We start from the raw sequence: 20,393 nt of genomic DNA, 5'->3' as shown, positions 1-20,393 counted from the left end.
GCAGGATGATTATCCGCAGTGACTGACTCAAAATATAGTTGTGCCCCCACCGACTTCCATCAGTGGGGGCACAACTTTTAGAATGCATATACGCAGATTAAAACTCTATGTTGTCTGGCGGCTAGGGCTTTTCAGTTCTTATGGCAGGCAACATGTCTGGTAAAGCAGTATTAGCTTCTGCGCCTACGCGTGATCACGATGCTGCCCAAACCAGCGATGAGTGCAGCAAGGCTGATACCTGCGAATAGTCCCACATTGCTACCGGTTTTGGCCAGATGCGATTGTTGTGGCGTCTGTGGCGTCGCGGGCTGTGAGGGCGTTGGCGTATTCGTGGGTGTAACTGGCTCAGGAGTCTTTTGATTCTTGACTGCTGCCAGTTGGATATCGGTGTGTGCTGCATTCACGGTAAATGACGTGACCTTGTCGCTGAGCTGATATCCCTCTGGTGCTTTACTCTCCTTTAAGGTGTAACTTCCCCATGTCAAACCTTTGATCGCGATCTTACCTACTGTGGGATCGGTGTCGTTAATGCCATTATCTACTACGTTCAGGGTTTGAGAATTTGGTCCGGTGATAACCCATTGCGATCCTTGTAGAAGGAGTTTGGCGTTATCGGCATCGACTTTGCTCCATGACGCGGTACCTGTGATGCGTGGATCGTTGAGTGACAAAGCAAGTGAGGCACCATTATTGAAGGTGTCATTGTCGATTGAGAAGTTCAGAGGTGCAACCTTCTGATATCCCTGTGGTGCCTGAGTCTCAACGAAGGAATACTGCCCCTTAAATAGCCCATCGACGGAAATCTTGCCCGAAGCATCGGTTGTTAGACCGGTTTGGAGCACAGCGCCTTTACCATCATGCCCTGCTACAAGGTTGAATACAGCGCCCTGTAGATTGTTGCCCGAAGTTTTATCCTTCTTGGTTAAGACAACATTGGCACCAATACCTTGGCCATTGCCACCAGCTGCGTCCCACTCGAATTTCGCATCAGAGCTAGATCCACTATTGGCTTCGATGTGATTGCCGTAGGATTCGCCTTTCTTAGGCTGATATGGACGGGTGTTGTAGTAGAGCTCCACGATCAGATCACCTGAGTTTGCCTTGTTCATCGCTTCCTTGACCAGTGCGGAATCTTCATTGAAGGAAACAGTGAAGGAGTGATCTGCTTGGCTGGTTGTATAAGTGAAATCAGTGCCAGCGCTCATGTCATTCCATTGATCCTTGGACCAGTGCTCATTGTCCGTGAAACGGATGTTGGGGACAAAGCTTGCATAGTCTGGATACAGCGTAAGTTTCTGATCAATGGTGTCAGTCAAAGTTACAGGACTGCCCTTGTACATGAACTTTTCTGCGCCAATCATGACTGCCCAAGTAATGACTTCAGTGCCGTCCTCTTTTGATGCCCACCCATCTTTGCTGAAGGTGTCAGGCGAAGGTACTGGGCCTGGATCGTAAGGATCGACATCTGGAACAGGCTTAGTGTCGTCTGTCTTGCCGTTGAACTCCCAATGACCTTTATCATTCGTGTTGCTGCTGTTTGCACTGATGATGAGCTTCATGTCACCTTGTACTGAGCCATGAGTGTTGACATAATCAGTGAACACGCACTTGACCAACTGGTCGCTTACTGTGCAGTTCGCCACTGTCTTGCCGTCTGGGCTGGTGAGTGCGAAGCTGTCGTTGCTCATCGTGGTGAATTCTTTTGGCAGACCGACTGTAAAATAATCTCCTTCGGCGGTGTCTGATGGTGCAGACCACGTCACGTCAACATTGACGGTGCTATATTGCTGAACCTCTTGCTTGTCTACCACCAGATTCGTTACTGCGTCAACAGGCTTTCCCTCTGCGGCTGATGCTGGTGAGACATTGAGTGCGATTGCGAAAAACGAAGCGATAACGATACACGCTGCGATGAGTGTTTTTATCGTTCCCCGCGTGGATTCATATCGAGTTTGATTGTCTGACATGGTTCCTTCCCCTTCAGAAGGGCCGGACGCGTCGATCGTTTAGCAGATTCATACAGAAATTGCATCAACCCCTCCCCAAATCCTTAGTCCGACCATATTTTGCACAGACAAGCATACTCCAAAAATTAATATTACTTAGTTTGTGGCTGTTCGGGAGTGTGCAATGCGCTGCATGTGGAGCATGATTCGCCGCATGTTATGCAGTGAAATGCGCACTCTCGCATGAGTAGAGACGGTGTATATCTGGGGCAATATGTGCATCAGCGCGTGAGGCTGCTCTGCGTTGCAGTGCCGAGCACGGTGATGCCACCTTTCGCGGGGATGATGGCGGTGAGTACGCTGGGACGTCCAACATGCATCCCCTGATGAATAGTGACTGTGCTGTTGTCGCTGCTGTAATCGATGAAGCGGAGATATGCACCAGTTGAAGCTGCTGCCGAACCCGTCGCAGGGTCTTCGGTAATACGACCTACGGGGAACAGGTTGCGAGCCTGAAATTCTCCTGATGAGATCTCGTGCAGTGCGGTGACAGTACCAGTCCAACCTTGGGCATTCATCAGTGCAGCAACGGCTGGCGGTGAGAATCGGAATTGATTGAAGATACTTGCGTCGCCTAGTACAAGGATAGGATGCCAGTTTCCTGCAAAGACTTCCTTTGGTGGGAATCTCGGATCAATATCGGCAGCTTCCAAGCCGAGCAGATTTAGCAGTGAGTCCAGTACGGTAGGGGCAAAATCTCGAATACGTGGTTCCACACTCGTCATAGCCACCTCGATCTGTCCGGTAGTGGATCGGCTGGTCATGATCGGGATTTCTCCTGCCAGAGTATGAAATAGCAATGAGCCAGTTCCATCACGTTCAGCGAGCGCTACGGCTGTCGCTACAGTTGCATGTCCACAGAAGGGAACCTCGGCAGCAGGTGACCAGTAACGAAGGTGATAACTGCGCTGGTCGGTCTCCTCTTCGTACAATCCCTTATTACGTTCATTGGGAGTGGAAACAACGAAGGCTGTTTCTGAGTAGCCGACTTCAGTAGCGATTCGGTGCATCTCGGTATCTGTGAGCTTGGAGGCGTTCAGCACCACGCCTGCTGGGTTCCCGCCAAAAGGGGTCTCTGCGAATGCTGTGTATCTGAGCACTTCAGTGGTTGTCGTCATATCTTGTCAACTGAGTTTCGCGGTTTGCTATTCCCTGCACGATTTTGGCTAGATATCTCAACTTGGACGATATTGCAGATAAGCCGTACCGGTGGAGTGGTGGAGTATTGAATTGACGTCGTATGTCGTGGACTTTGTCTGTTGTATTTGTTTTGTATCTTCATTATTGATGCGACGTCGATGATTTCAAGCGGTTTGCAGGTGCTTGCTCATGATGTGATCGGTCTGTTGATCGTCGCCGAGCATGAACACATGCTGCCCTGTTTTCACGAATCCCATCCTCGTGTAGAAGCTCTTGGCTGGCTCATTGTGTTCCCATACGCCAAGCCAGATGGTCGATGCGCCGTGTGACATGGCGGTTGCTTCGGCTTGTCGGATGAGAGCTGTACCCAGTCCATGCCGTTTGAATCTGGTGAGAATGTAGAGTCGTTCAACCTCCATAGCGTCGTCGTTCATGGCCTCAGTCTGTGCAGTCCCCGTATTGAGTTTCATGTATCCGGCGGGTGTGCCATTGACGTGGGCCGTGATAAAGGTCGACTCGGGATTGGAGAGCTCTGAGCGCAGTCGTTCCGCGGAAAACGAACGCTCCACATATGCATTCATGTCCTCAACGCTGTTGTCTTCGGCAAAGGTGTCGGTGAAGGTATCGACGCACAGCGAGCGTAATCTGTCCAGATTCGCTACGGTACAGGTTGTGAAGGTGATGTCATCCATGGAGAAACCTCAATCCTTAATCATCGAGTGAATTATTTGGCATAGGTCGTTTTGGTAATGGCCTGTTCAATGGGCGAGTTTGAGTCCAATCACGCAGGCGACCAACCCGCAGATCAGCAGGGTTCGAAGGAGACTGAATGCCTCAGTGCCGGAAATCATGGCATAGATAACCGTCAAGGCTGCCCCGATGCCAACCCACACTGCGTATGCAGTGCTGGCGGGGATGTCGCGCATGGCATAGGCGAGACCCGCCATGCTTAGTGCCAAGCCGACAATGAAGATGATATCCGGCACGGGTTTGGACAGTCCCTCAGATTTGCCCAAGGCTGTGGCCCATACGGACTCGAATATGCCGGAAATGATGAGAATAGCCCATGCAAACATGGCTGACCTTTCGGCAAGTCTTGTCGCTGTCCGGGTACTTGACCATCGTCCGGGGACCTCTGTGGGTTCTGACTGGATATGGTAGCACGTTGTCTGTGAGCAAATTAGATGAGTGTTCAGGCGAAATCTCACTCTTTCGATTCAGTTAACGAATCCGTGTTCCAGTAATGTGCTTCACCAGAGGTTGAGGGGTGGTTGGTTGTTGCATGGATTCAGCACACTGTGGCTGAAGCTGTGTATCTCATCGATTGCCGGAGTCATCACGGCAGTGAGGCTTCCCAACATATTTCATCGTCAACAATGGTTTCAGTGGCGCGCAGTCCCAGTTTGTGCGCTACTGCTGCTGAAGCCTGATTCTTTGGGTGAATATGGGCGATTAGAGTGCTAACTCCTTGCACGTGAAGCCAGTCGACCATACGATTTGAGGCTTCCGTGGCATAGCCGTTGCCTTGATGTTGCGAGCCAATCACCCAAGCAATCTCAGAGCTAAGAGATTCGTGTGAACCAAGCAAGGTGGCTTGTATAAAGCCAATCGCTTCGGCAGTGTCTTGGCGGCGGACAATCCAGTTGAGCCAACCCTGTTCTCCATCGGAGGAGTGTCCGAGTGACTGTCGGGTATATCGCTCGGACAGCAGCTGTAGCGTCGGTGGCGCACCGCCGATGTATTGGTACAGACTGGTATCGGCGAGCACGTGGGACATTTCCTGAGCGTGGGCGACGTTCAGGGGTTCCAAGTGAAGGCGGGTGGTGTCAAGCGGCTGAGCGGTTGGCCAATCATTCATTAGTAAGCAGTATCTCATACAAGTCACGGTCTCCTTGCGCGCTTCGCCCAATGGGGTGCGGGGCGCGCTGGATGTGGCTGAAAGCGAGCCAGGAGTGTGTGCCTTCCATAGTCTGGAAGGGTGTGGCGGTACTTGGCTCCGGCTATTAGTGTTGGCGGTTCCATACTTATGACACTTGCGACAGGAAACAGGTTGCAATGGATATCACGTACACCACGGAACGGAACTTTACTAAGGATGACGTGCAGCAACTGTTCTCGTCCGTGGGCTGGGTGTCCGCCTATTACCCGAAACGTCTGCTTGCCGCGCTGATGGGCTCTTCCATGGTGTTCACCGCATGGAAAGGCGCGCATCTGGCGGGGTTGGTTCGAGTCCTTGATGATGGGAGTATGACCGCCTACGTGCACTATGTACTGGTTGATCCCGAATACAAGGGCCACGGTATAGCCGGGCATCTGATGTCAATGGTCAAAGACCGCTACAAGGACTATCTCTATGTTGAGGTCATGCATGAAGAAAGCAGGGACGCCTCGTTCTATCAGCAGCATGGATTCAGCATCATGAAGGACGGTATCGCCATGCAAACCGTCAATAATAACTTCGCAGACTGACGTAGCGCCTCTCAGAAGAGAATCAAGCCCGCATCAGATTTCCCGAATTATTTACTGGAGGAAGTTTTGACAGTGCTGAGCATTAATACACGCCACCTGTATCTTTGAGGATGTCTAATGCTGTGCTCGACTCGTTGTAATAAAGTGATGTAACTCAGATATCGAATAAGGTTCATATGGGGGCTGCTCCTATATGAAATGAGGAATACTGTTCTCCAGTTTTCTCCTCTCTTGAGTTTTAAGAAACGGCTTGCGCCATCATCGACCGGCATTGATATTGGTTTCAAGGGAACGTGTACTGTGTATTCCAATTTTTAGAGGATTAGAATGATTTCATGTCTTCTCCTAATTCAGAAACACGAAGAATCCATTTCTACGGTGTGCATGACTATGGGACATTCCTTCAAATTCCTGAAGTTTATGAAGCGCTATGTGCGCTCGGCGATCAGCCAAAGGTGCGTAGTATTAATGACATAGTTGAACTATGGCATCTGATGCAGTTTATTGAGGTAGATTTATTGCCGCCAGACCTGGCTGAGGTCGACAGAGAAATAGTTCATAACAAAGTTCCTTTGTTAAAAATAATAGTGGGTAGATATTTTTCCCAGCTTCACAACGTAGATGTTACAGAGGCAATCTCAGCAGCTGATCCTAGATACCGTGAAGATTTACTTACATTGTTCAAAAAATATCGTGTATATCAACGTTGCGACGAGGAGGACGTTATACAAGCCTTGCTCAAGAGTGATTTTTCAATTGCAAGCATACTTGCCTGCGATGAGTTAGTAAGACTATATGACAAATCGGTGCGGACGCTATTAATAGAATCACCGATTGCTGCAGAACTGATAGTAAAGAAATATTTAGAAAAAAACTTCTCTTTGGGGAAGAACAACAAAGGTACTGTTAATCTGCCCAAGAGCCTTACTTTGGAAGATAAACATCAAATTATTGAAAAATATATCAGTGAAGAGTTTGCTAATCCTAATATTCTAAACCTAATCGTAAATGCGGGCGCTAATAAGGATGTGGGCATCGACGACCTTACCAAACTCGATGCCAAGCGAGCTTATGAAAGTTTTTGGAATAAACATTTTGAAACCCATGAAGGTATGACCTTTGGGTGTCAAGTTCTTTTAGCTGATGATCAACAAGAGGAAAGCACCGTTACTGATAGTGGTCTTGAGATCGCATATTCATATAGCAAGGAATGGTTAACAAAATATACAGACAACTCAACTATTATGAACAATTTCATCTATGTATTTGATTATTCGACTAAGCATATGCTCCTTAACTTTCCCTCATTTGAATCTGAAATGGGAGTTTTTGAGAAAGTAATGGGTATTAAAGGTAATAAGGAGTATCAAACTGGTATTGGGTTTGAGCAGAAAGAGGCTGTTTCGGTATTACAAATGCAAATGTACACTCAACTGCTCCGTTCCATAGATATTCGCTTGGAAGATGTCATAGCTTGGTTCTTTAATACACATATTTCGACTGAATACCATGCTGATAATTTCCAGTTCCAGCCTTCTAGCTCCACCGCTACGTTCCTGGAAAGAGATCGACACCTGTTCTCGGAGATGGAAAGCTTGCTCCATCAGTATGTACTGTTTGTTAAGTTCGGGAAAATTGACCGAGACCTACTGTCAGTCAGCTCTGCACCAATTGTGTATCAACAACTTCCTAGCCTGTTAAAGAAAAAATATGTGTATTTATCAAATGATGAAAATATACAAAAGATTCAGCACTTATTATTCTCCGACCAGTCGATGCTTGGATATATTGATGATGATTTGAATGAATCAACGTTTGTAAAGCTGATTTCGAATCACGATGTGTGCATTGAACAACTACAGTCTTATCAAATCCCTGAAATTAACTTTTTGAGGAACCTGGGCATACTCAGTGACCAGCCAGGGAAATCGTTGCGATTCAACAATGTTCTTCAAATCGTGATTCTTTATGAAATTCATTCCTTCGGAGTTGCAAGTTTTCTGCATTATCCCGAGGAGGGAAGAGTGCTGATTGAAGAGATGGAAAAATTGGGATGGTTGAACTTTGAGTCGACACTACTTACTAGAGAAGAAAGTTCGTATTTCGACTTCATGTTGAACCAACATACGTTCAATAATGGTCTTGATTTGCGCAATAAATATTTACATGGTTCGCAGATTGCTGGTGAGGATAATAGTACTCATTTCACGACATATCTCCGAATATTAAAGATGCTGATCGGTTTAACTATCAAGATTAATGATGATTTTCAACTCTTCCAAAACGAAAGCGATAAAGAAAAGAAAATGGATTAGCCAAGTACTTCATGACAAGAAGGTCTTGGGGCTAATCCTGCTGTTTAGCCTGTTGCTTTTTGCAAATTACCGGTTCTGGTGAACCGAAGAAACGTTCATATTGGTGCGAAGGTACTGAGTGGGTTATCGATTGCTGCTTACTTGCTCTATGTAATTGTGGATAATTCCATCTGAACGAACTAGTTTTGGGCTTAGACTAAACGAGCGTTGACGGCGACTGATTTCTGGTCCTTCTCCGCTAGGGGTTGGATTGCAGCATGTGTAACCACGAGAAAATTTCGTATGCTATTCTTCTATTTTGGACACCTTGACTAATAGTGCTTCTGGCTCTTGGTTGCGTTCTGCTAACTGGAACAATTCGAACAATGCGTTCAATGTGAGGAACGACGGTAACTCGGACAATAACAATACGAACAACACCGGTCTCGGGTTGCGGCCTGCACTTCACCGATGTCAGTGAAGCTTGGTCTGAATAGACTTCGTTTCATGGTGAGTGACGATGATTTCTCCTACTCGTCAGAGGTGAGAGGGGTGACGAGTAAACGGCGGGTATGTGCTCCCGCCCCGCCTGATGTGTGCGAATGAGGATTCGCATCCCGTGCGGAACAGTATCGTCAGTCAGTGACGATGATGAAGAGGAGTCAAGGTGGGTGTCGTCCTTCGGATGGTGCAGGTAAGTAGGAGGCATCGAAGTGCGGGCGATGATACTGATACTGCTTGGCAACGGCGGAATGCTACGGGTAACACCGTTGATATTCCGCTTTTGCCGGTGGATCGTTGAGCATATCAACGTATGTATCTGAGTATTGACGCTGTGATGATCTGTGGAGGCTTCTTGTGGTTGAACTTCTGGGTGAGAGGTCTCGCCACGATGATGGTTGTACCTCCAGGGTGTCGATTGTCCCTACATCAGAGCGCTACACATATGCGCAGATGGTGGAATCCGAAAGAATCATCGAAGCGTACAGGGGATTGATGAAGTCAAAGGGTTCTCGTCGTTCGACGCATGAGTTCTCTTTGGATGAGTCCACACGTGTTGGCGCGTTGATCTGGGATTTGCAACATGGTGAGTATCGGCTTGATGTGCAGGAACGTTTCAGGGTTAAGGACCCGAAGCCTCGTGACATTATGGCTCCTAAGATTCGTGACCGGATCGTGCAGCGCTTGTTGTGTGATTATGTGATTACGCCCGTGGTAGGTCCCAGACTTGTCTACGATAATGCCGCATGTCAAAAGAGCAAAGGCACGCATTTTGCCCTCTAAAGGCTCAAACATCATTTGGAATCCTTCGTTGATGTGCAGCGTGTTGAGACGCGGCGTATTAATGCGGAAGACAAGCGTCGGGGATGGCGCTTGAATGATGGTTGGGTGCTGAAGTGCGATATAGCCAAATATTTCTACAGTATCGATTGTGATATCTTGCGGACTCGTGTTTTCAAACTGGTCAAGGATGATGGTATTCGGGAATTGCTGGATGCGATTCTTGCGCAATCGTGCACCCATGATGCTTCAGGAAGGCGTCGAGGTATTGCTCTTGGTAATCAGACAAGCCAGTGGTTTGCCCTGTTGTATCTGGATGTGGTGGACCGTCTAGTGAAAGAGCGCTTGCAAGTGCGCTATTACTCGCGGTATATGGATGATTTTGTGCTGGTTCACGAGTCGCAAGAGTATCTGCGCCATTGCTTGGCGGCGATCGAGCGTGAGTGTGATGCGATTGGTTTGCGCTTGAATGCGAAGACGCAGATCATGCCTTTACGGCATGGCGTGGATTATGTGGGTTTCCATTTCCATGTCGAGGATGATGGGCATGTGCGGATGATGATTCGTCAGCGCAGCCGTATCGGCATTCAACGTGCATTGAAGAAGTTGGTGAAGATGTATGTGGCGCGTGAGATTGAATGGCCGGAGGTGCAGATGGTGCTGGGATCGTGGTTGGGCCATGCTAGCCATGGTGATACGCGTCATCTCATAGGCAGGGTGCATATTCAAATGAATTACGATTTGCAGCATTTGGCTCGTGTGGATGCCGAGCGTACTGGTAAGCCGAGTGTGGTGCTGCCTCTGAAACAGCTTGATGACCTGTTCGCCAGATTCGGCGCGTGAGTGGTGTGGTGTTCAAGCGGTCAGGTGAGTTGTTTGTCTCGTGCTTCGGTTCCGAGGATGACTGCTGTTCGTGCGGCCTGCGAGAATTTGGTATGGGTGTATCTTGCTTGTTCCTGGATTTTGTGTTCGAGTGACTTGGGAATTCTGATGGTTATCGGGATCATGGCTTCTTCGTAGAGTGCGGGGCGTCCGATTGCTTTGTTGATAGTGAGTTCGCCTGCTTCACCGTGGTAGATGCCTTGTTCGGCGTCTTGTGCCCAGCGTTCGATGATGTCATCGGTGATTGCCATGCTGAGCCGTTAAATGTGAAGCGCAGTGCGCTTCACATAGGCGAAGTGAGCGCCTGCTAAGGGTGCGAAGAATCGCGTAGCGATTGCCATACGTCGTAATGCGTAACGCAACCTTTGCGGAGGTTAGGTGAAGTGAGAGCCTGCTCGAGCTGTGAAGAATCGCTTACTGTGATTATTAGTGGGGTTGTGCCTGCTCATCGCTGGCCTTTGGTTTGGGCGCGAATGGCGGCTATGCGTTGTGCGTCTGATTTTTGCCATGCGCGCAGGAGGTTGCGGATGTTGCGCAGCTGATGACCGAGGTCGCGTAGTTCCTGATGGCTGAATGCTTCGACGCTGACGCCAATGCCGATGAGACTGTCGATGTTGCGTAGGTGCCTTTCGGCTTCGTGTTGCTGAGCCGGTAAATGTGAAGCGCTGTGCGCTTTGCATAGGCGAAGTGAGCAGCCGCTAAGGCTGCGAAGGCAATCGCGTTAGTGATTGTGCGCCTGATTCTGGGGCTTTTTGGGTCTTTGATGTCGAGGCGAGTGTCGTTGGCCCAGATCATGTGGGTGAGTGCTTCGATGGCGTTGCTTTCTATGCGGTCACACAGGGAGAAGCGGAAACGTTTGGGTGTGGTGGCGGTGGTGAGGAAGAGCGCTTTGCTCAAGTCGCGGGTTTTGGTGATGACACGCAGTTCACTGCTGGCTTTGGCTGCTTTCGCATTGTTTCTGACCATGAGTGGGGCACCTTTCCTCCTGTTTGCTAATAAGCTATAAGATATAAACATATACTTACTGTATGATGTTGAGCATATTGTATGGTTGCGTGTCCTCCTGTTGGCGCATGTTGGTGCAAGTGCTGGTCGCGGGGGGGGGGGGTGCTGTTTTTGAGGCGGGATTAGTGTTATGGGTGGTTTGCGTGGTGGTGTTGGCCGGTATCGTGGTGGTGCTGTTCTGGTCGCGTTCGTTCTGGCAGTTTTCGTGCTGCTTACAGGGGTGATGGTGGCGTTGCCGGTTGAGTGGGCGGCTGCTGATGATGCTGCGGTTGCGGGTACGGTGAAGGCTGGTGTGGCTGATGGCTATTTCAGTACCTTGTCTGTTGGTGCGACTCCTGTTGTTTCGAGTGGTTGGGCTTCGACTCGTCGGATTGTGTTTGGTAAGCAGGGTAGTTCGGGTACATATGACTCTAAGCAGGTGTCTGGTGGGTATAAGACGTTGGCGAAGGGTGCGGTGGCGAGTGAGGCTGGTAGGTCGTTTAATAAAGCGACGGTGCCTACGAATGATTGGTCGGCGTCGTCGACGACGTCGGTTGCTGCTAATGAGGCTCTGTTGTGGGCTGATGATGTGGTGACTGCTGGTTTTAAGTTTGATACGAATGCTTCGTTTCGGAATTCTTTTGATAGTGAGACTGCTTCGTATAAGTCGAATCTTGCGGTGGTGTCTGATGCTGTTGGTGCGGCGAATTATTCTTCGTTTGAGCAAGGGTTGTTGCGTTCGGCCAAGTTGGAGGGTGTGTGTACTGCTGCTCAGTCCGTAGGGTGTAGTTCTGGTAGTGAGCCGGTGACTGATCCTGTTGGTTCTTTTTCGGTGAATGCTTATAAGGTGTTTCCGTTGTCTATTGGTGATGTGAATAAGTATTTTGGTCATTTCTCTGGAACGAACGCGGATCCGAATCTTGCTTGCAAGATATATATTGATGACACAGCCCAGACTGGATGTGCTAATGGTGCTTCTGGCTCTTGGTTGCGTTCCGCTCGATGGTCGCACAATTCGATTGCGGTCCGTGTGAAGATTAATGGTGAACCAAACACTTTCAATACGAACCAAGAGACTCCAGGGTTGCGGCCTGCTCTTCGTTTGGGTCTTGATAATCTGCTACTGTCGGCGGACAGTCAGGATCAGAGCCAGAGAGCGTCGAGTGATTTACGATTGACGTTTGTGGAGTCGGGCAAGAAGTTAAATGAGGATTGGTCCGTTTCGGTTTCTGATGATGCGGGTCCACGCAGATTGAGTTTGTCTGGTAGGTCCGATTTGGATGCACAGTCGGGTTTGGGTTGGAAGGTTGTTGACCCTGAGTCGAACACGGTGTTGGGCTCGGGTAAAACCAATGACGGTGGTAATACTAGGTTGCCTATGTTGGCCATGACTGACGAGTTGAAGGATTACGACTTGTATGTGTGGGGTCAACAGGATGGCAGTGAGTCTGCCGGGTTGACGAATAAGGCTACAGAACCAGTGAAAACCACGATCAAGGGTAAGCAGCTTCCAGGGTCTGATGTATCTGGCGAAGTGGAGTCTGAGGTGATGGTGACGTTGCCCGCAGGCTTCGTACTTGATGGTACCAAAGCTGGCGATGTGTCCCAGTGGGTGGGTAATAACGTGAATTTGGCTATTAACGTAGCTGGTGTTGCTGAGGGTGAGCAGGTAGCGGTGCGCGTAGCGGCTCAAAATGGTGACCCAGCTCTAGAGATTACTTCGGGCGAGAAGAGTTTGGGTTATGAGTTGCGCGTGAACCAGTCGAGCACACCGCTTAAGTTTCAGAATGGTAGTGATTTGGTGGTTTCGTCTGGCACACCCGTTGCAGCGACTTTGCAGGCTCGCTTTGTTGATGGAATCGTAGCAAGCGATGCTGATGCTGGTGACTATGCCGGAGCGTTAACTTTCCAAATAACCGTTGAAGATATACCAACGCCATGACTGTCGATATGCTAGTTTTCTTGTCATTGTGCATATTCCGAATGCGTGGCCGTGCATGTAGACACGTGTATGGCGGCTATCTTGTGCTGATACGCACAGTTACGCCCACGCGCGCACCCGAGGCAGAAAGCAGTGCACACGAGCTCAGAGATTAGTAGGAATGGAGCGCTCTGATCGAGGTGACATAAGTGGTGCCCTTCCCAAGCCTGGGATTGTTTCGTGTGACAATAGTGCTGTAATCGGTATGTAAGGTGCACGGGCCCAGATGCCGCTCGCCGGATACAATTATCAGAAACGGATGCAAGTGGATATGGATAAGACGACGCTGCGATTTATTCGTAGCGTGGATGTGAATTGGAACGCGATACCCGAGGATTCATATCTGCGGCATATCCCCGCTATCAGAGCGCTTGATTCCTTGGCATTCGATGCGCGGGTAACCTTTTTGGTCGGAGAAAACGGGACCGGCAAATCGACATTGCTTGAGGCGATCGCTACCACTTATGGCTTCAATGGTGAGGGCGGCACGCTGAATTATCGCTTCTCAACCTACGATGACGTTTCTGAACTTGGTCAGGCCCTGAGCATCGCGCGAGATCGAGGCAAATCGCGTTCAAGTTATTTCTTTCGGGCCGAAAGCTTTTTCAACATGGCGACAGCAGCCTTGGAGTATGGACCGTCCCCTCAATCAACAGCGCCTAACATCAATCTTCATGAGCAGTCGCATGGAGAAAGCTTCCTGTCATTTGTTGACGCTTTCGAATCTGAAGGGCTGTATCTGATGGATGAGCCCGAATCGGCGCTGTCGGCGCAACGCCAACTGTCACTGCTGGCGATGATTGATGAACGTGCAGCCCATGGGTCGCAGTTCATCATCGCCACGCATTCGCCGATTCTGCTTGGCTTGCCCGGTGCGACGATACTTGATTTCGACAATCCGCCCATCCGTCCGTGCTCTTACGAGGAGACTAACGCCTATCGGATAACGGAGACCTTCATCAACCATCGCGAGTCAGTCCTGCGACATCTGTTAGGGGAGACGGGTGAGTGATTTTTCTATACACACTCTGGTCGTCTTAGCGCTGACCTGATTCCGGATGATTCTTATAGGATGCCGCTTTGTTGTCAGAGTGAAAGTCTAATTTTCATACCACGTCCGACCTGCCAAACTTTCAAAATCCCAATGCGCCAAAGCTACTCCAGCTTCACTTCTGGGGTTCGCAGCGCACTTGCGTACCACGGTGGCCTGTTTGGTGGTGCTGATGCAATTGAAAGAGTGAATCCAAGTCCTTCACCGATGCCAAGAGTCTATGTGCGTGGCATCATCCGTCCTTGGATCGTAAGTCGTTGTCATGGAACCGGATTGCTGCATGTTGACAACTGATGTGATGTGCTATGGGTTATATCGCTCGAAGGTGTGATTGGTGGCAGCACATTCTGGCGTAAACGTATGGCTCGTGATTGGGATAGCGTAAGTATCGAATATGGGTTCAAAACCAGGTGGCAGTAGTGGACATATGCGACTTTGTGTTTGCTTTCCTGATGGCGGGGGAGTGCGTTGCGTCACCGATAGCGGGATTGAGGTGTCGGTGATGGCGCATCGGCAACAGGATCGGATGGCGCGCAGTATCTTCTCGGATACCTTGTGTTCCGGAATATTCGTGATGTCTGGTTCTAGAGAATGATCATCGAAACAGCGCTGAGTGAGAACAGCGAGAAAAGTGTGGAAACCAGCACGAAACCCACCGCGTAATCAGGCATATTGTTGCTGCGACCGGAGAACATGGCGACGGTCGTCATCGTTGGTAAAGCGGCGATGATGGTGATCATGATAATCATGTCATGCGTCACGGGCAGTGGTATCGCGTTCAATAGCGCATACAGTGCCAAGGGGAATGCGATCATTTTCAACACCAGGCCTATATACAGCTCGTAGCGCTTGAGCACATTCCACCACTTCGTTAAGGCGAACAAGCCACCCAGATATATCATCGACATCGGTGTGGCCATAGTACCAATGGTGTGCAAAGGTTTCAGAATCAGGGTCGGCAGATGAAGGTTGCACAGGATTAGCAGTAGCGCCAGCAGAACTCCGATGAATGCAGGATTCACGAAGCGGCGCAGGATGCTCAACAGTCGAGTTCTCAGCAATGGGGTATCCTGCGAAACGGATGATTCGGCACGTATCGGTTCACACAGCCAGACGCCGTAAGTCCATAGCAGTGATTGATCGATTAATGACATCAAGACCACATAGATGGCACCATTTTGAGGGAAGAGTGCCATCACTAGGGGGATGCCGATGAAGCCTGCATTGCCGAATATCATAGATGCCTGAAAGAGCCGGCTCCGTTCTCGCCTGAGCTTGAGTAGTTTCGCGAATACCCAGAACACAAGCATCAGCAGTGCATACATGATGGCGGTCAAAAGCATAATGCCCCAGTTGTTTACCAGATCGGTTCTGGTAGCGCCATCGACGGCATTCGAAAACACCAATACTGGAATGAGCACATTGGCAAGCAAAGAACAGAATCCATTCAGCGTTGTCATTCCATAGAATTTGAGCCGTACACACGTATAGCCGACCATTAGCATAATGAAGAATCCGACCAATTGTACGGATACGACCCCGGCTTGCCCCACGCGTGCACCTCTTTCCACGCTCTACACTACATACCAGTCAGCTTCGGCTCCAGCCCGCCGATGATACGTGCGCTGGGTGAAGACCAGGCAAGAGGCGGTAATAACGATGATAAGGATGGCGAAAGCCAGACATGCCCATGCAAGTCCGATACCATCCGCAGCATAGCCACACAGTATGGGCAACACTGCGGTCGGAATGTAACTGACAAGATTCAGTGCGGCGTCTGACTCGGAGCGGTGGGTTTGGTTGATGGTCGTCCCGATAAGCGCCACGGCCGCAAGTTGCCCGGTGCCTTGCGCGATGCCACACAGGATTGCAGCGAGGGCAAAGAGCTCTATATTGGGAGCGATTGTCACGCATATCGTTACGATCGCCATCGCCAGAAGGGCACATATCGGACCGACGGCGAGCTGTGCTCTCATATCGAGTCGCTTCACTGGTATCTGAGCTACGGTTCCGGCGATGAACATAGAACAGACGATTATTCCAGCTGTGACGGAGTTGGATTGGTGCAACAGATTAGCAAGAACGGATGGTGCAAGGCCCACCATAAAAGCTGCCACGGTCATGCCTGGGGAGGCGGTTGCGGTAGCCCAGATGAGCACCTTGCCGAATCCACGAGGAACACGAGGCAAAGCAGGCAATAGTTCCCGCTTTTGGTGGCAGGGTGATGGAAGGCTCAGGGGCAGTAATAGAGTTATGGACAAGGCGAGCACGCTGATGACCAGCATGGTAATAAATATGGGAATTTGCGGTTTATTGCTCAATGGTGAGATAAATCCCGCGAGCAGTGGACCGAATCCGGCGCCGGAGACCAGACCGATTGTGGCGAAGAGAGAGCCGCTTGCCTTGCGCCCGCGTGGAGCAAGATCAACACATGCAGCCATGCCGGCAGTGACCGTACATGCGATGGTTATGCCGGATAGAAAACGACCCAACAGCAAGTCGGACACCCCATCAGACATCAGAAACACCACAGAAGCCAGGCAGGCACACACCGCTCCCGCAACGAGGACGGGGCGTCGCCCATACAGATCAGCCAGACGTCCGACGATCAGCAGACTGAGCATAATCGCCGCAACATACGTTCCTGAAAACACGACCGTTAACGTCCCAGATGAGAAATCCCAATCTCGTTGCCAAATGACATACAGGGGCGTGGGAATATTGGAAAGTGTGAACAGAAAGAACACCAGCAAACCGGCGAACGCTGCAGGGATCAGCGGATAGCGTCTTCTTGCTATGGTCCTGGAGTTTGAAGAGGATGTATCCCTTCGGTACTGTATGGTTTTTCTCACTGACATTGCGGGTCTTCCTCTCAATACCGCTGTTTCGATTTGCCATTGTTTCGACACGGCTTTCCAACAGGCATGAGAAGAGCGTCTCTCTACAGCGACAAGTCAACAAGACCGAGAAGTTCCTAGCACAATCAGGGTCTGGAAACTCATTGCACAATGCGCCTAGCATGGGAACATGCCTAGCGAACTTGGACGTTTTCTTTCCACACGACGAGCACGGTTGGATCCACAGGAGTCTGACCTGCCAAGGGGAGGGCGCTGGCGACGTGTTCCCGGACTCAGACGAGAGGAAGTCGCCGAACTGGCCGGAATCTCCACCTCGTATTACACCAGACTGGAACGCGGCAGCTCAACCAGCGCATCACCATCTGTACTCGACGCTTTGGCTCGCGCCTTGCATCTCAATGATGCCGAACGCGCCCATTTATATGATCTAGCCCAACTCACTGCCAACGAGCTGTATCATCCGAGAAGCAAAAATCCCGGACCATCTGCGGCGCGGTTGCTCACCGCAATAGGATCCGCGCCGGCAATACTGATGGGACGCTACACGGACATTCTCGGCTGGAATACCGCCGGTCATCGTCTAATTGCGCCGCATCTTGATGAGATGGCACCCTCTGACGCGCGGCACCGACCTGTTATGGCCCGTCTACTGTTTTTTGACCCATTTGTTCGAGAAATGTATGAGGACTGGCAGCAGGCAGCTCGAATCAATGTCGGATACCTGCGTCTGACATCGGGCCGACATCCCGATGATGCCACTCTCGCATCACTCATTGGAGAATTATCGATGCATAGTCCCGAATTCGCCCGACTATGGGCGGCTCACGACGTGCACGAATGCACCCTCGGTGATCGCACGTTATTGCATCCGGCATTTGGTGCCCTGCATCTGCATTACCAAGTGTGGACTCAGCCAGACGATCCTGATCTACGCCTTCAAATCTATACTGCTGAAGCTGATAGTCCCGAAAGTCAGGCACTTGCTATGCTTTCAAACAACAAGGAGATCGATGTGTCCCTCGCACAGCCGACACACTCGCCACAGTCCACCGGCTGACCTCTATATCAAGTGTAGGTTCAGGCTGCAGCTTTCTGAGATGAGCAGTGTTTGATTCTCATGGACTGCCGCTCGCTGTCAGAGTGAAAGCCTGATTTCCATACCACTTCAGACCTTGCAAACACTGCAAAACGCAAATTCACCCTCAGCCGTTATCTCCTGGCCGATTTCTTCGATTCCCTGTAATTATCAATACTTCAGGCAACGCTTTTCAGGCGAGCAGGTGCCGGATAATATTGCACCATGCGAAGCATATTCAGTGATAGGCTCATCCTCCGCCCCTGGCAGCAGGATGATGCGCACTTCCTTTTCGATTTGGAGTCACGACAAGAGTCTGTGAGATATCTCGGGCCATACGCACACACCATGACGGACATTGAGGAAGCGAAAGAATCCATCAGGAGAAGGCAATCCTTGGACCATAGCATTTATGGGATATGGCTCATCACTTCGCAAGAAGGTACTCCACTAGGCAACATGCTGTTGAAGCCCGTCAGACTTTCTCAAAGTATCAAAGGTATCAACTTGCAAGCTCCCATTGAGATAGGGTGGCAACTGCATCCGGACGCCCAAGGTTGTGGTTATGCCACTGAGGCGGCCAAAGCAGTGCTTGATGACGCTGCAAACAGAGGACTTAGAACAGTCATGGCGGTGGTGGACCCCAATAATTCCCCATCCATACATGTGTGTGAACGATTACATATGACATCAAGGGGAATCACGCAGGACTATTACGACGAAGACAGTCTTCTGTTCGACAAAGAATTAGGTACTCACTGACTTCTAATCTCACGATCGCTGGTTCGAGACCGACTTGGGTCATCAATGCTTGTTGACGACATGCCAAAACGCCCAAAACCGCAACAAACCGACGGTTATAGTCGCATCCAATTGAGCGCTCGCTGTGTGCTAGTGGCCTCGCATGGTGATGGTGCATATACAATGGCTTCAGTGCAGAGTTACGAGCCAGAGGGACAGTGTTGCGAAGAATATGCACAGGGGCACGCTGACCAGCCCGATGCCTGTAAAACGCGTGAGGGTGATGTGTTTGCCGTGGTTGTGCACGATTCGTCTCCACAGGATTGTTGCCAGAGAACCGGCGTAGGTGAGGTTGGGACCGATATTGACGCCGATGAGTACCGCCATCACTAGGGTCGATCCGCTGGAGGCGGCCAAAGGTATCAGCAGCATCGCCGCCGGCAGATTATTCAACAGATTCGCCGCCAGAGCCGAGCAACATGCCACAACCAGCAGCTTCATCAATGTCGCTTCCCCGGAGAACAGGGGAGAGATGAGTCTTCCCAGACCATTGTCGGACAACGCGGACACCACAACCGCAAGAGACAGCACGAATATCAGAAACGACAGATTCGCATTTTTGGAAACCCGCCGAATCTCTTCTCCAAGGACAGCACGTTCGCGAATCACCCTATGAACGAAAAGTACTAGGCAGGCCAGCAAGGCGACCCAGAACGGGGGAGCCCCTAGCGAACTGGATATCATAAAGCCAATCAGGGAGGCTGCCACCACAAATAAGGCAAACATGGGGACGTTGTCCTTCGAGACACTTTTGGCATCGTCACCATCGGGATAGTTGCTGGCTGCGAGCAGAGCGTCATGTGAAAACGAAGAATGAAACGCTACGCGTATCACGATGTATTCAACGGCCACAGCTGCACACCACGGTAAGAACATCGTGCGAGCAAAACCTAGGAAATCAAGCCTAGAGCTGTTCATTGCCAGAAGATTCGTCAGATTTGATAATGGCAGCAACAACGATGCGGTGTTGGCCAGATGACAAGCGGCATATATATACGGACGAAAATCCGCGCGTGCCCGATCCGACATATGCAGTATGACCGGTGTCAACAGCAGCACAGTTGTGTCGAGACTCAGTGCGGCGGTGACCATTGCGCATAGGAGAAACGACAGCAGAAACAGTCGTGAAGGATTGCCGTGTGAAAGCCGGACGGTTACCTCACCGAGATAGGAGAACAGACCTTCTCGTTCGCATAACCCGGCGAGAATCAAGCACGCTCCTAGAAACAATGCGGTCGGCATCAGTTCACCCATTTTTGAGATTGCGGCATTCGTAGTTGTCGATCCAACGGCGATGAGCAGTAAAGCGCCTGCGAAGCCTGCCAAACCCTCAGGTATGCGACGCGGCTTTACGATCACGACCACAAGCAAACACAGGAGCACCACGACGGCTACGATCTCGTTAATCAATCCTGCCATCTCCGCCTCCCAACGATTTGCCCATGCATGAGCCACTTTCCGATCGGAACCAGAATACATGTCAACGGTGGTATCCATGTCTGGCGGGATAGAGGAGAATCCCATACGGTGGTGTGTGGTCGGCTCAGAACGTATCGTCCGTAGACCGGTTG

18 protein-coding genes and 1 riboswitch are annotated in these 20,393 nt (G+C 50.3%); of the genes, 8 read left to right on the top strand and 10 right to left on the bottom strand.

All coding sequences use genetic code 11. The features are described 5' to 3' along the window. Positions 1–170: 170 nt before the first annotated feature. The 5 genes from LKI20_RS08350 to LKI20_RS08330 all read right to left on the bottom strand — a co-directional run bounded on the left by LKI20_RS08350 (position 171) and on the right by LKI20_RS08330 (position 5,022). Complete coding sequence (locus LKI20_RS08350; protein ID WP_291772726.1) at positions 171–1,967, bottom strand: SpaA isopeptide-forming pilin-related protein; 1,797 nt, start codon at positions 1,965–1,967, stop codon at positions 171–173. A gap of 260 nt (positions 1,968–2,227) precedes the next feature. Next, complete coding sequence (locus tag LKI20_RS08345; RefSeq protein WP_291772724.1) at positions 2,228–3,124, bottom strand: PhzF family phenazine biosynthesis protein; 897 nt, start codon at positions 3,122–3,124, stop codon at positions 2,228–2,230. A gap of 186 nt (positions 3,125–3,310) precedes the next feature. Continuing rightward, the gene (locus LKI20_RS08340; protein ID WP_291772722.1) at positions 3,311–3,838 is read right to left on the bottom strand and encodes a GNAT family N-acetyltransferase; all 528 of its coding nucleotides are present in this window, start codon (positions 3,836–3,838) and stop codon (positions 3,311–3,313) included. 66 nt (positions 3,839–3,904) lie between these two features. Then, positions 3,905–4,222 (bottom strand): DMT family transporter, encoded by a 318-nt coding sequence (locus LKI20_RS08335; protein ID WP_291772720.1) that lies wholly within the window; start codon positions 4,220–4,222, stop codon positions 3,905–3,907. 9 nt (positions 4,223–4,231) lie between these two features. Beyond that, a riboswitch (guanidine-III (ykkC-III) riboswitch) is annotated at positions 4,232–4,294 on the bottom strand. Between the two features lie 188 nt (positions 4,295–4,482). Further along, entirely contained in the window at positions 4,483–5,022 is a 540-nt protein-coding gene (locus tag LKI20_RS08330) for a GNAT family N-acetyltransferase (RefSeq protein ID WP_291772718.1), read from the bottom strand. Positions 5,023–5,201: 179 nt separating this feature from the next. Here LKI20_RS08330 and LKI20_RS08325 point away from each other — a divergent pair, with 179 nt between their 5' ends. The 4 genes from LKI20_RS08325 to LKI20_RS08310 all read left to right on the top strand — a co-directional run bounded on the left by LKI20_RS08325 (position 5,202) and on the right by LKI20_RS08310 (position 10,033). After that, positions 5,202–5,615, top strand: coding sequence for a GNAT family N-acetyltransferase (locus LKI20_RS08325; RefSeq protein ID WP_291772716.1), 414 nt, complete (start codon positions 5,202–5,204; stop codon positions 5,613–5,615). Positions 5,616–5,950: 335 nt separating this feature from the next. Further along, positions 5,951–7,930, top strand: coding sequence for a hypothetical protein (locus LKI20_RS08320; RefSeq protein WP_291772714.1), 1,980 nt, complete (start codon positions 5,951–5,953; stop codon positions 7,928–7,930). Between the two features lie 837 nt (positions 7,931–8,767). After that, positions 8,768–9,193 (top strand): hypothetical protein, encoded by a 426-nt coding sequence (locus LKI20_RS08315; protein ID WP_291772712.1) that lies wholly within the window; start codon positions 8,768–8,770, stop codon positions 9,191–9,193. 15 nt (positions 9,194–9,208) lie between these two features. After that, positions 9,209–10,033, top strand: coding sequence for an RNA-directed DNA polymerase (locus LKI20_RS08310; protein WP_291772710.1), 825 nt, complete (start codon positions 9,209–9,211; stop codon positions 10,031–10,033). 20 nt (positions 10,034–10,053) lie between these two features. Here the strand turns inward: LKI20_RS08310 and LKI20_RS08305 are convergent, their stop codons facing one another. Beyond that, positions 10,054–10,323 (bottom strand): toxin-antitoxin system antitoxin subunit, encoded by a 270-nt coding sequence (locus LKI20_RS08305; protein WP_291772708.1) that lies wholly within the window; start codon positions 10,321–10,323, stop codon positions 10,054–10,056. Positions 10,324–10,552: 229 nt separating this feature from the next. Then, positions 10,553–11,038, bottom strand: a complete 486-nt coding sequence (locus LKI20_RS08300; RefSeq protein ID WP_291772706.1) for a hypothetical protein — start codon at positions 11,036–11,038, stop codon at positions 10,553–10,555. 169 nt (positions 11,039–11,207) lie between these two features. On the opposite strand from LKI20_RS08300, the gene LKI20_RS08295 reads away from it, so the two are divergent. Continuing rightward, entirely contained in the window at positions 11,208–12,998 is a 1,791-nt protein-coding gene (locus tag LKI20_RS08295; RefSeq protein ID WP_291772704.1) for a hypothetical protein, read from the top strand. 310 nt (positions 12,999–13,308) lie between these two features. Continuing rightward, positions 13,309–14,049 carry an AAA family ATPase gene (locus tag LKI20_RS08290; protein WP_291772702.1) on the top strand — a complete coding sequence of 247 codons (741 nt, stop codon included), beginning with the start codon at positions 13,309–13,311 and terminating at the stop codon, positions 14,047–14,049. Positions 14,050–14,672: 623 nt separating this feature from the next. Here the strand turns inward: LKI20_RS08290 and LKI20_RS08285 are convergent. Together LKI20_RS08285 and LKI20_RS08280 are read right to left on the bottom strand one after the other, a co-directional pair. Then, on the bottom strand, positions 14,673–15,641 hold the full coding sequence (locus tag LKI20_RS08285) for an AEC family transporter (protein WP_291772701.1): 969 nt from the start codon (positions 15,639–15,641) through the stop codon (positions 14,673–14,675). Between the two features lie 21 nt (positions 15,642–15,662). Continuing rightward, entirely contained in the window at positions 15,663–16,946 is a 1,284-nt protein-coding gene (locus LKI20_RS08280; RefSeq protein WP_291772699.1) for an MFS transporter, read from the bottom strand. A gap of 169 nt (positions 16,947–17,115) precedes the next feature. On the opposite strand from LKI20_RS08280, the gene LKI20_RS08275 reads away from it, so the two are divergent. Next, positions 17,116–18,003, top strand: coding sequence for a helix-turn-helix transcriptional regulator (locus tag LKI20_RS08275; protein ID WP_291772697.1), 888 nt, complete (start codon positions 17,116–17,118; stop codon positions 18,001–18,003). Positions 18,004–18,246: 243 nt separating this feature from the next. Then, positions 18,247–18,783 carry a GNAT family N-acetyltransferase gene (locus LKI20_RS08270; RefSeq protein WP_291772695.1) on the top strand — a complete coding sequence of 179 codons (537 nt, stop codon included), beginning with the start codon at positions 18,247–18,249 and terminating at the stop codon, positions 18,781–18,783. A gap of 168 nt (positions 18,784–18,951) precedes the next feature. Here the strand turns inward: LKI20_RS08270 and LKI20_RS08265 are convergent, their stop codons facing one another. Beyond that, positions 18,952–20,241: an SLC13 family permease gene (locus LKI20_RS08265; protein ID WP_291772693.1), complete on the bottom strand. Its 1,290-nt coding sequence runs from the start codon at positions 20,239–20,241 to the stop codon at positions 18,952–18,954. Positions 20,242–20,393: the final 152 nt, after the last annotated feature.

Origin of the sequence: Bifidobacterium sp., assembly GCF_022647885.1 — a bacterium.
GTDB lineage: Bacteria > Actinomycetota > Actinomycetes > Actinomycetales > Bifidobacteriaceae > Bombiscardovia.
This window is presented reverse-complemented; position numbering and strand designations above follow the sequence as displayed.

What these genes read in the sequence shown, in the direction of transcription:
- LKI20_RS08325 (WP_291772716.1), top strand. Translation starts at nt 5,202, where the DNA reads ATGGATATCACGTACACCACGGAACGGAACTTTACTAAGGATGACGTG.
- LKI20_RS08340 (WP_291772722.1), bottom strand. Translation starts at nt 3,838, where the DNA reads ATGGATGACATCACCTTCACAACCTGTACCGTAGCGAATCTGGACAGA.
- LKI20_RS08280 (WP_291772699.1), bottom strand. Translation starts at nt 16,946, where the DNA reads ATGTCAGTGAGAAAAACCATACAGTACCGAAGGGATACATCCTCTTCA.
- LKI20_RS08270 (WP_291772695.1), top strand. Translation starts at nt 18,247, where the DNA reads ATGCGAAGCATATTCAGTGATAGGCTCATCCTCCGCCCCTGGCAGCAG.
- LKI20_RS08335 (WP_291772720.1), bottom strand. Translation starts at nt 4,222, where the DNA reads ATGTTTGCATGGGCTATTCTCATCATTTCCGGCATATTCGAGTCCGTA.
- LKI20_RS08300 (WP_291772706.1), bottom strand. Translation starts at nt 11,038, where the DNA reads ATGGTCAGAAACAATGCGAAAGCAGCCAAAGCCAGCAGTGAACTGCGT.
- LKI20_RS08345 (WP_291772724.1), bottom strand. Translation starts at nt 3,124, where the DNA reads ATGACGACAACCACTGAAGTGCTCAGATACACAGCATTCGCAGAGACC.
- LKI20_RS08330 (WP_291772718.1), bottom strand. Translation starts at nt 5,022, where the DNA reads ATGAGATACTGCTTACTAATGAATGATTGGCCAACCGCTCAGCCGCTT.
- LKI20_RS08265 (WP_291772693.1), bottom strand. Translation starts at nt 20,241, where the DNA reads ATGGCAGGATTGATTAACGAGATCGTAGCCGTCGTGGTGCTCCTGTGT.
- LKI20_RS08290 (WP_291772702.1), top strand. Translation starts at nt 13,309, where the DNA reads ATGGATAAGACGACGCTGCGATTTATTCGTAGCGTGGATGTGAATTGG.
- LKI20_RS08295 (WP_291772704.1), top strand. Translation starts at nt 11,208, where the DNA reads ATGGGTGGTTTGCGTGGTGGTGTTGGCCGGTATCGTGGTGGTGCTGTT.
- LKI20_RS08305 (WP_291772708.1), bottom strand. Translation starts at nt 10,323, where the DNA reads ATGGCAATCACCGATGACATCATCGAACGCTGGGCACAAGACGCCGAA.
- LKI20_RS08350 (WP_291772726.1), bottom strand. Translation starts at nt 1,967, where the DNA reads ATGTCAGACAATCAAACTCGATATGAATCCACGCGGGGAACGATAAAA.
- LKI20_RS08320 (WP_291772714.1), top strand. Translation starts at nt 5,951, where the DNA reads ATGTCTTCTCCTAATTCAGAAACACGAAGAATCCATTTCTACGGTGTG.
- LKI20_RS08275 (WP_291772697.1), top strand. Translation starts at nt 17,116, where the DNA reads ATGCCTAGCGAACTTGGACGTTTTCTTTCCACACGACGAGCACGGTTG.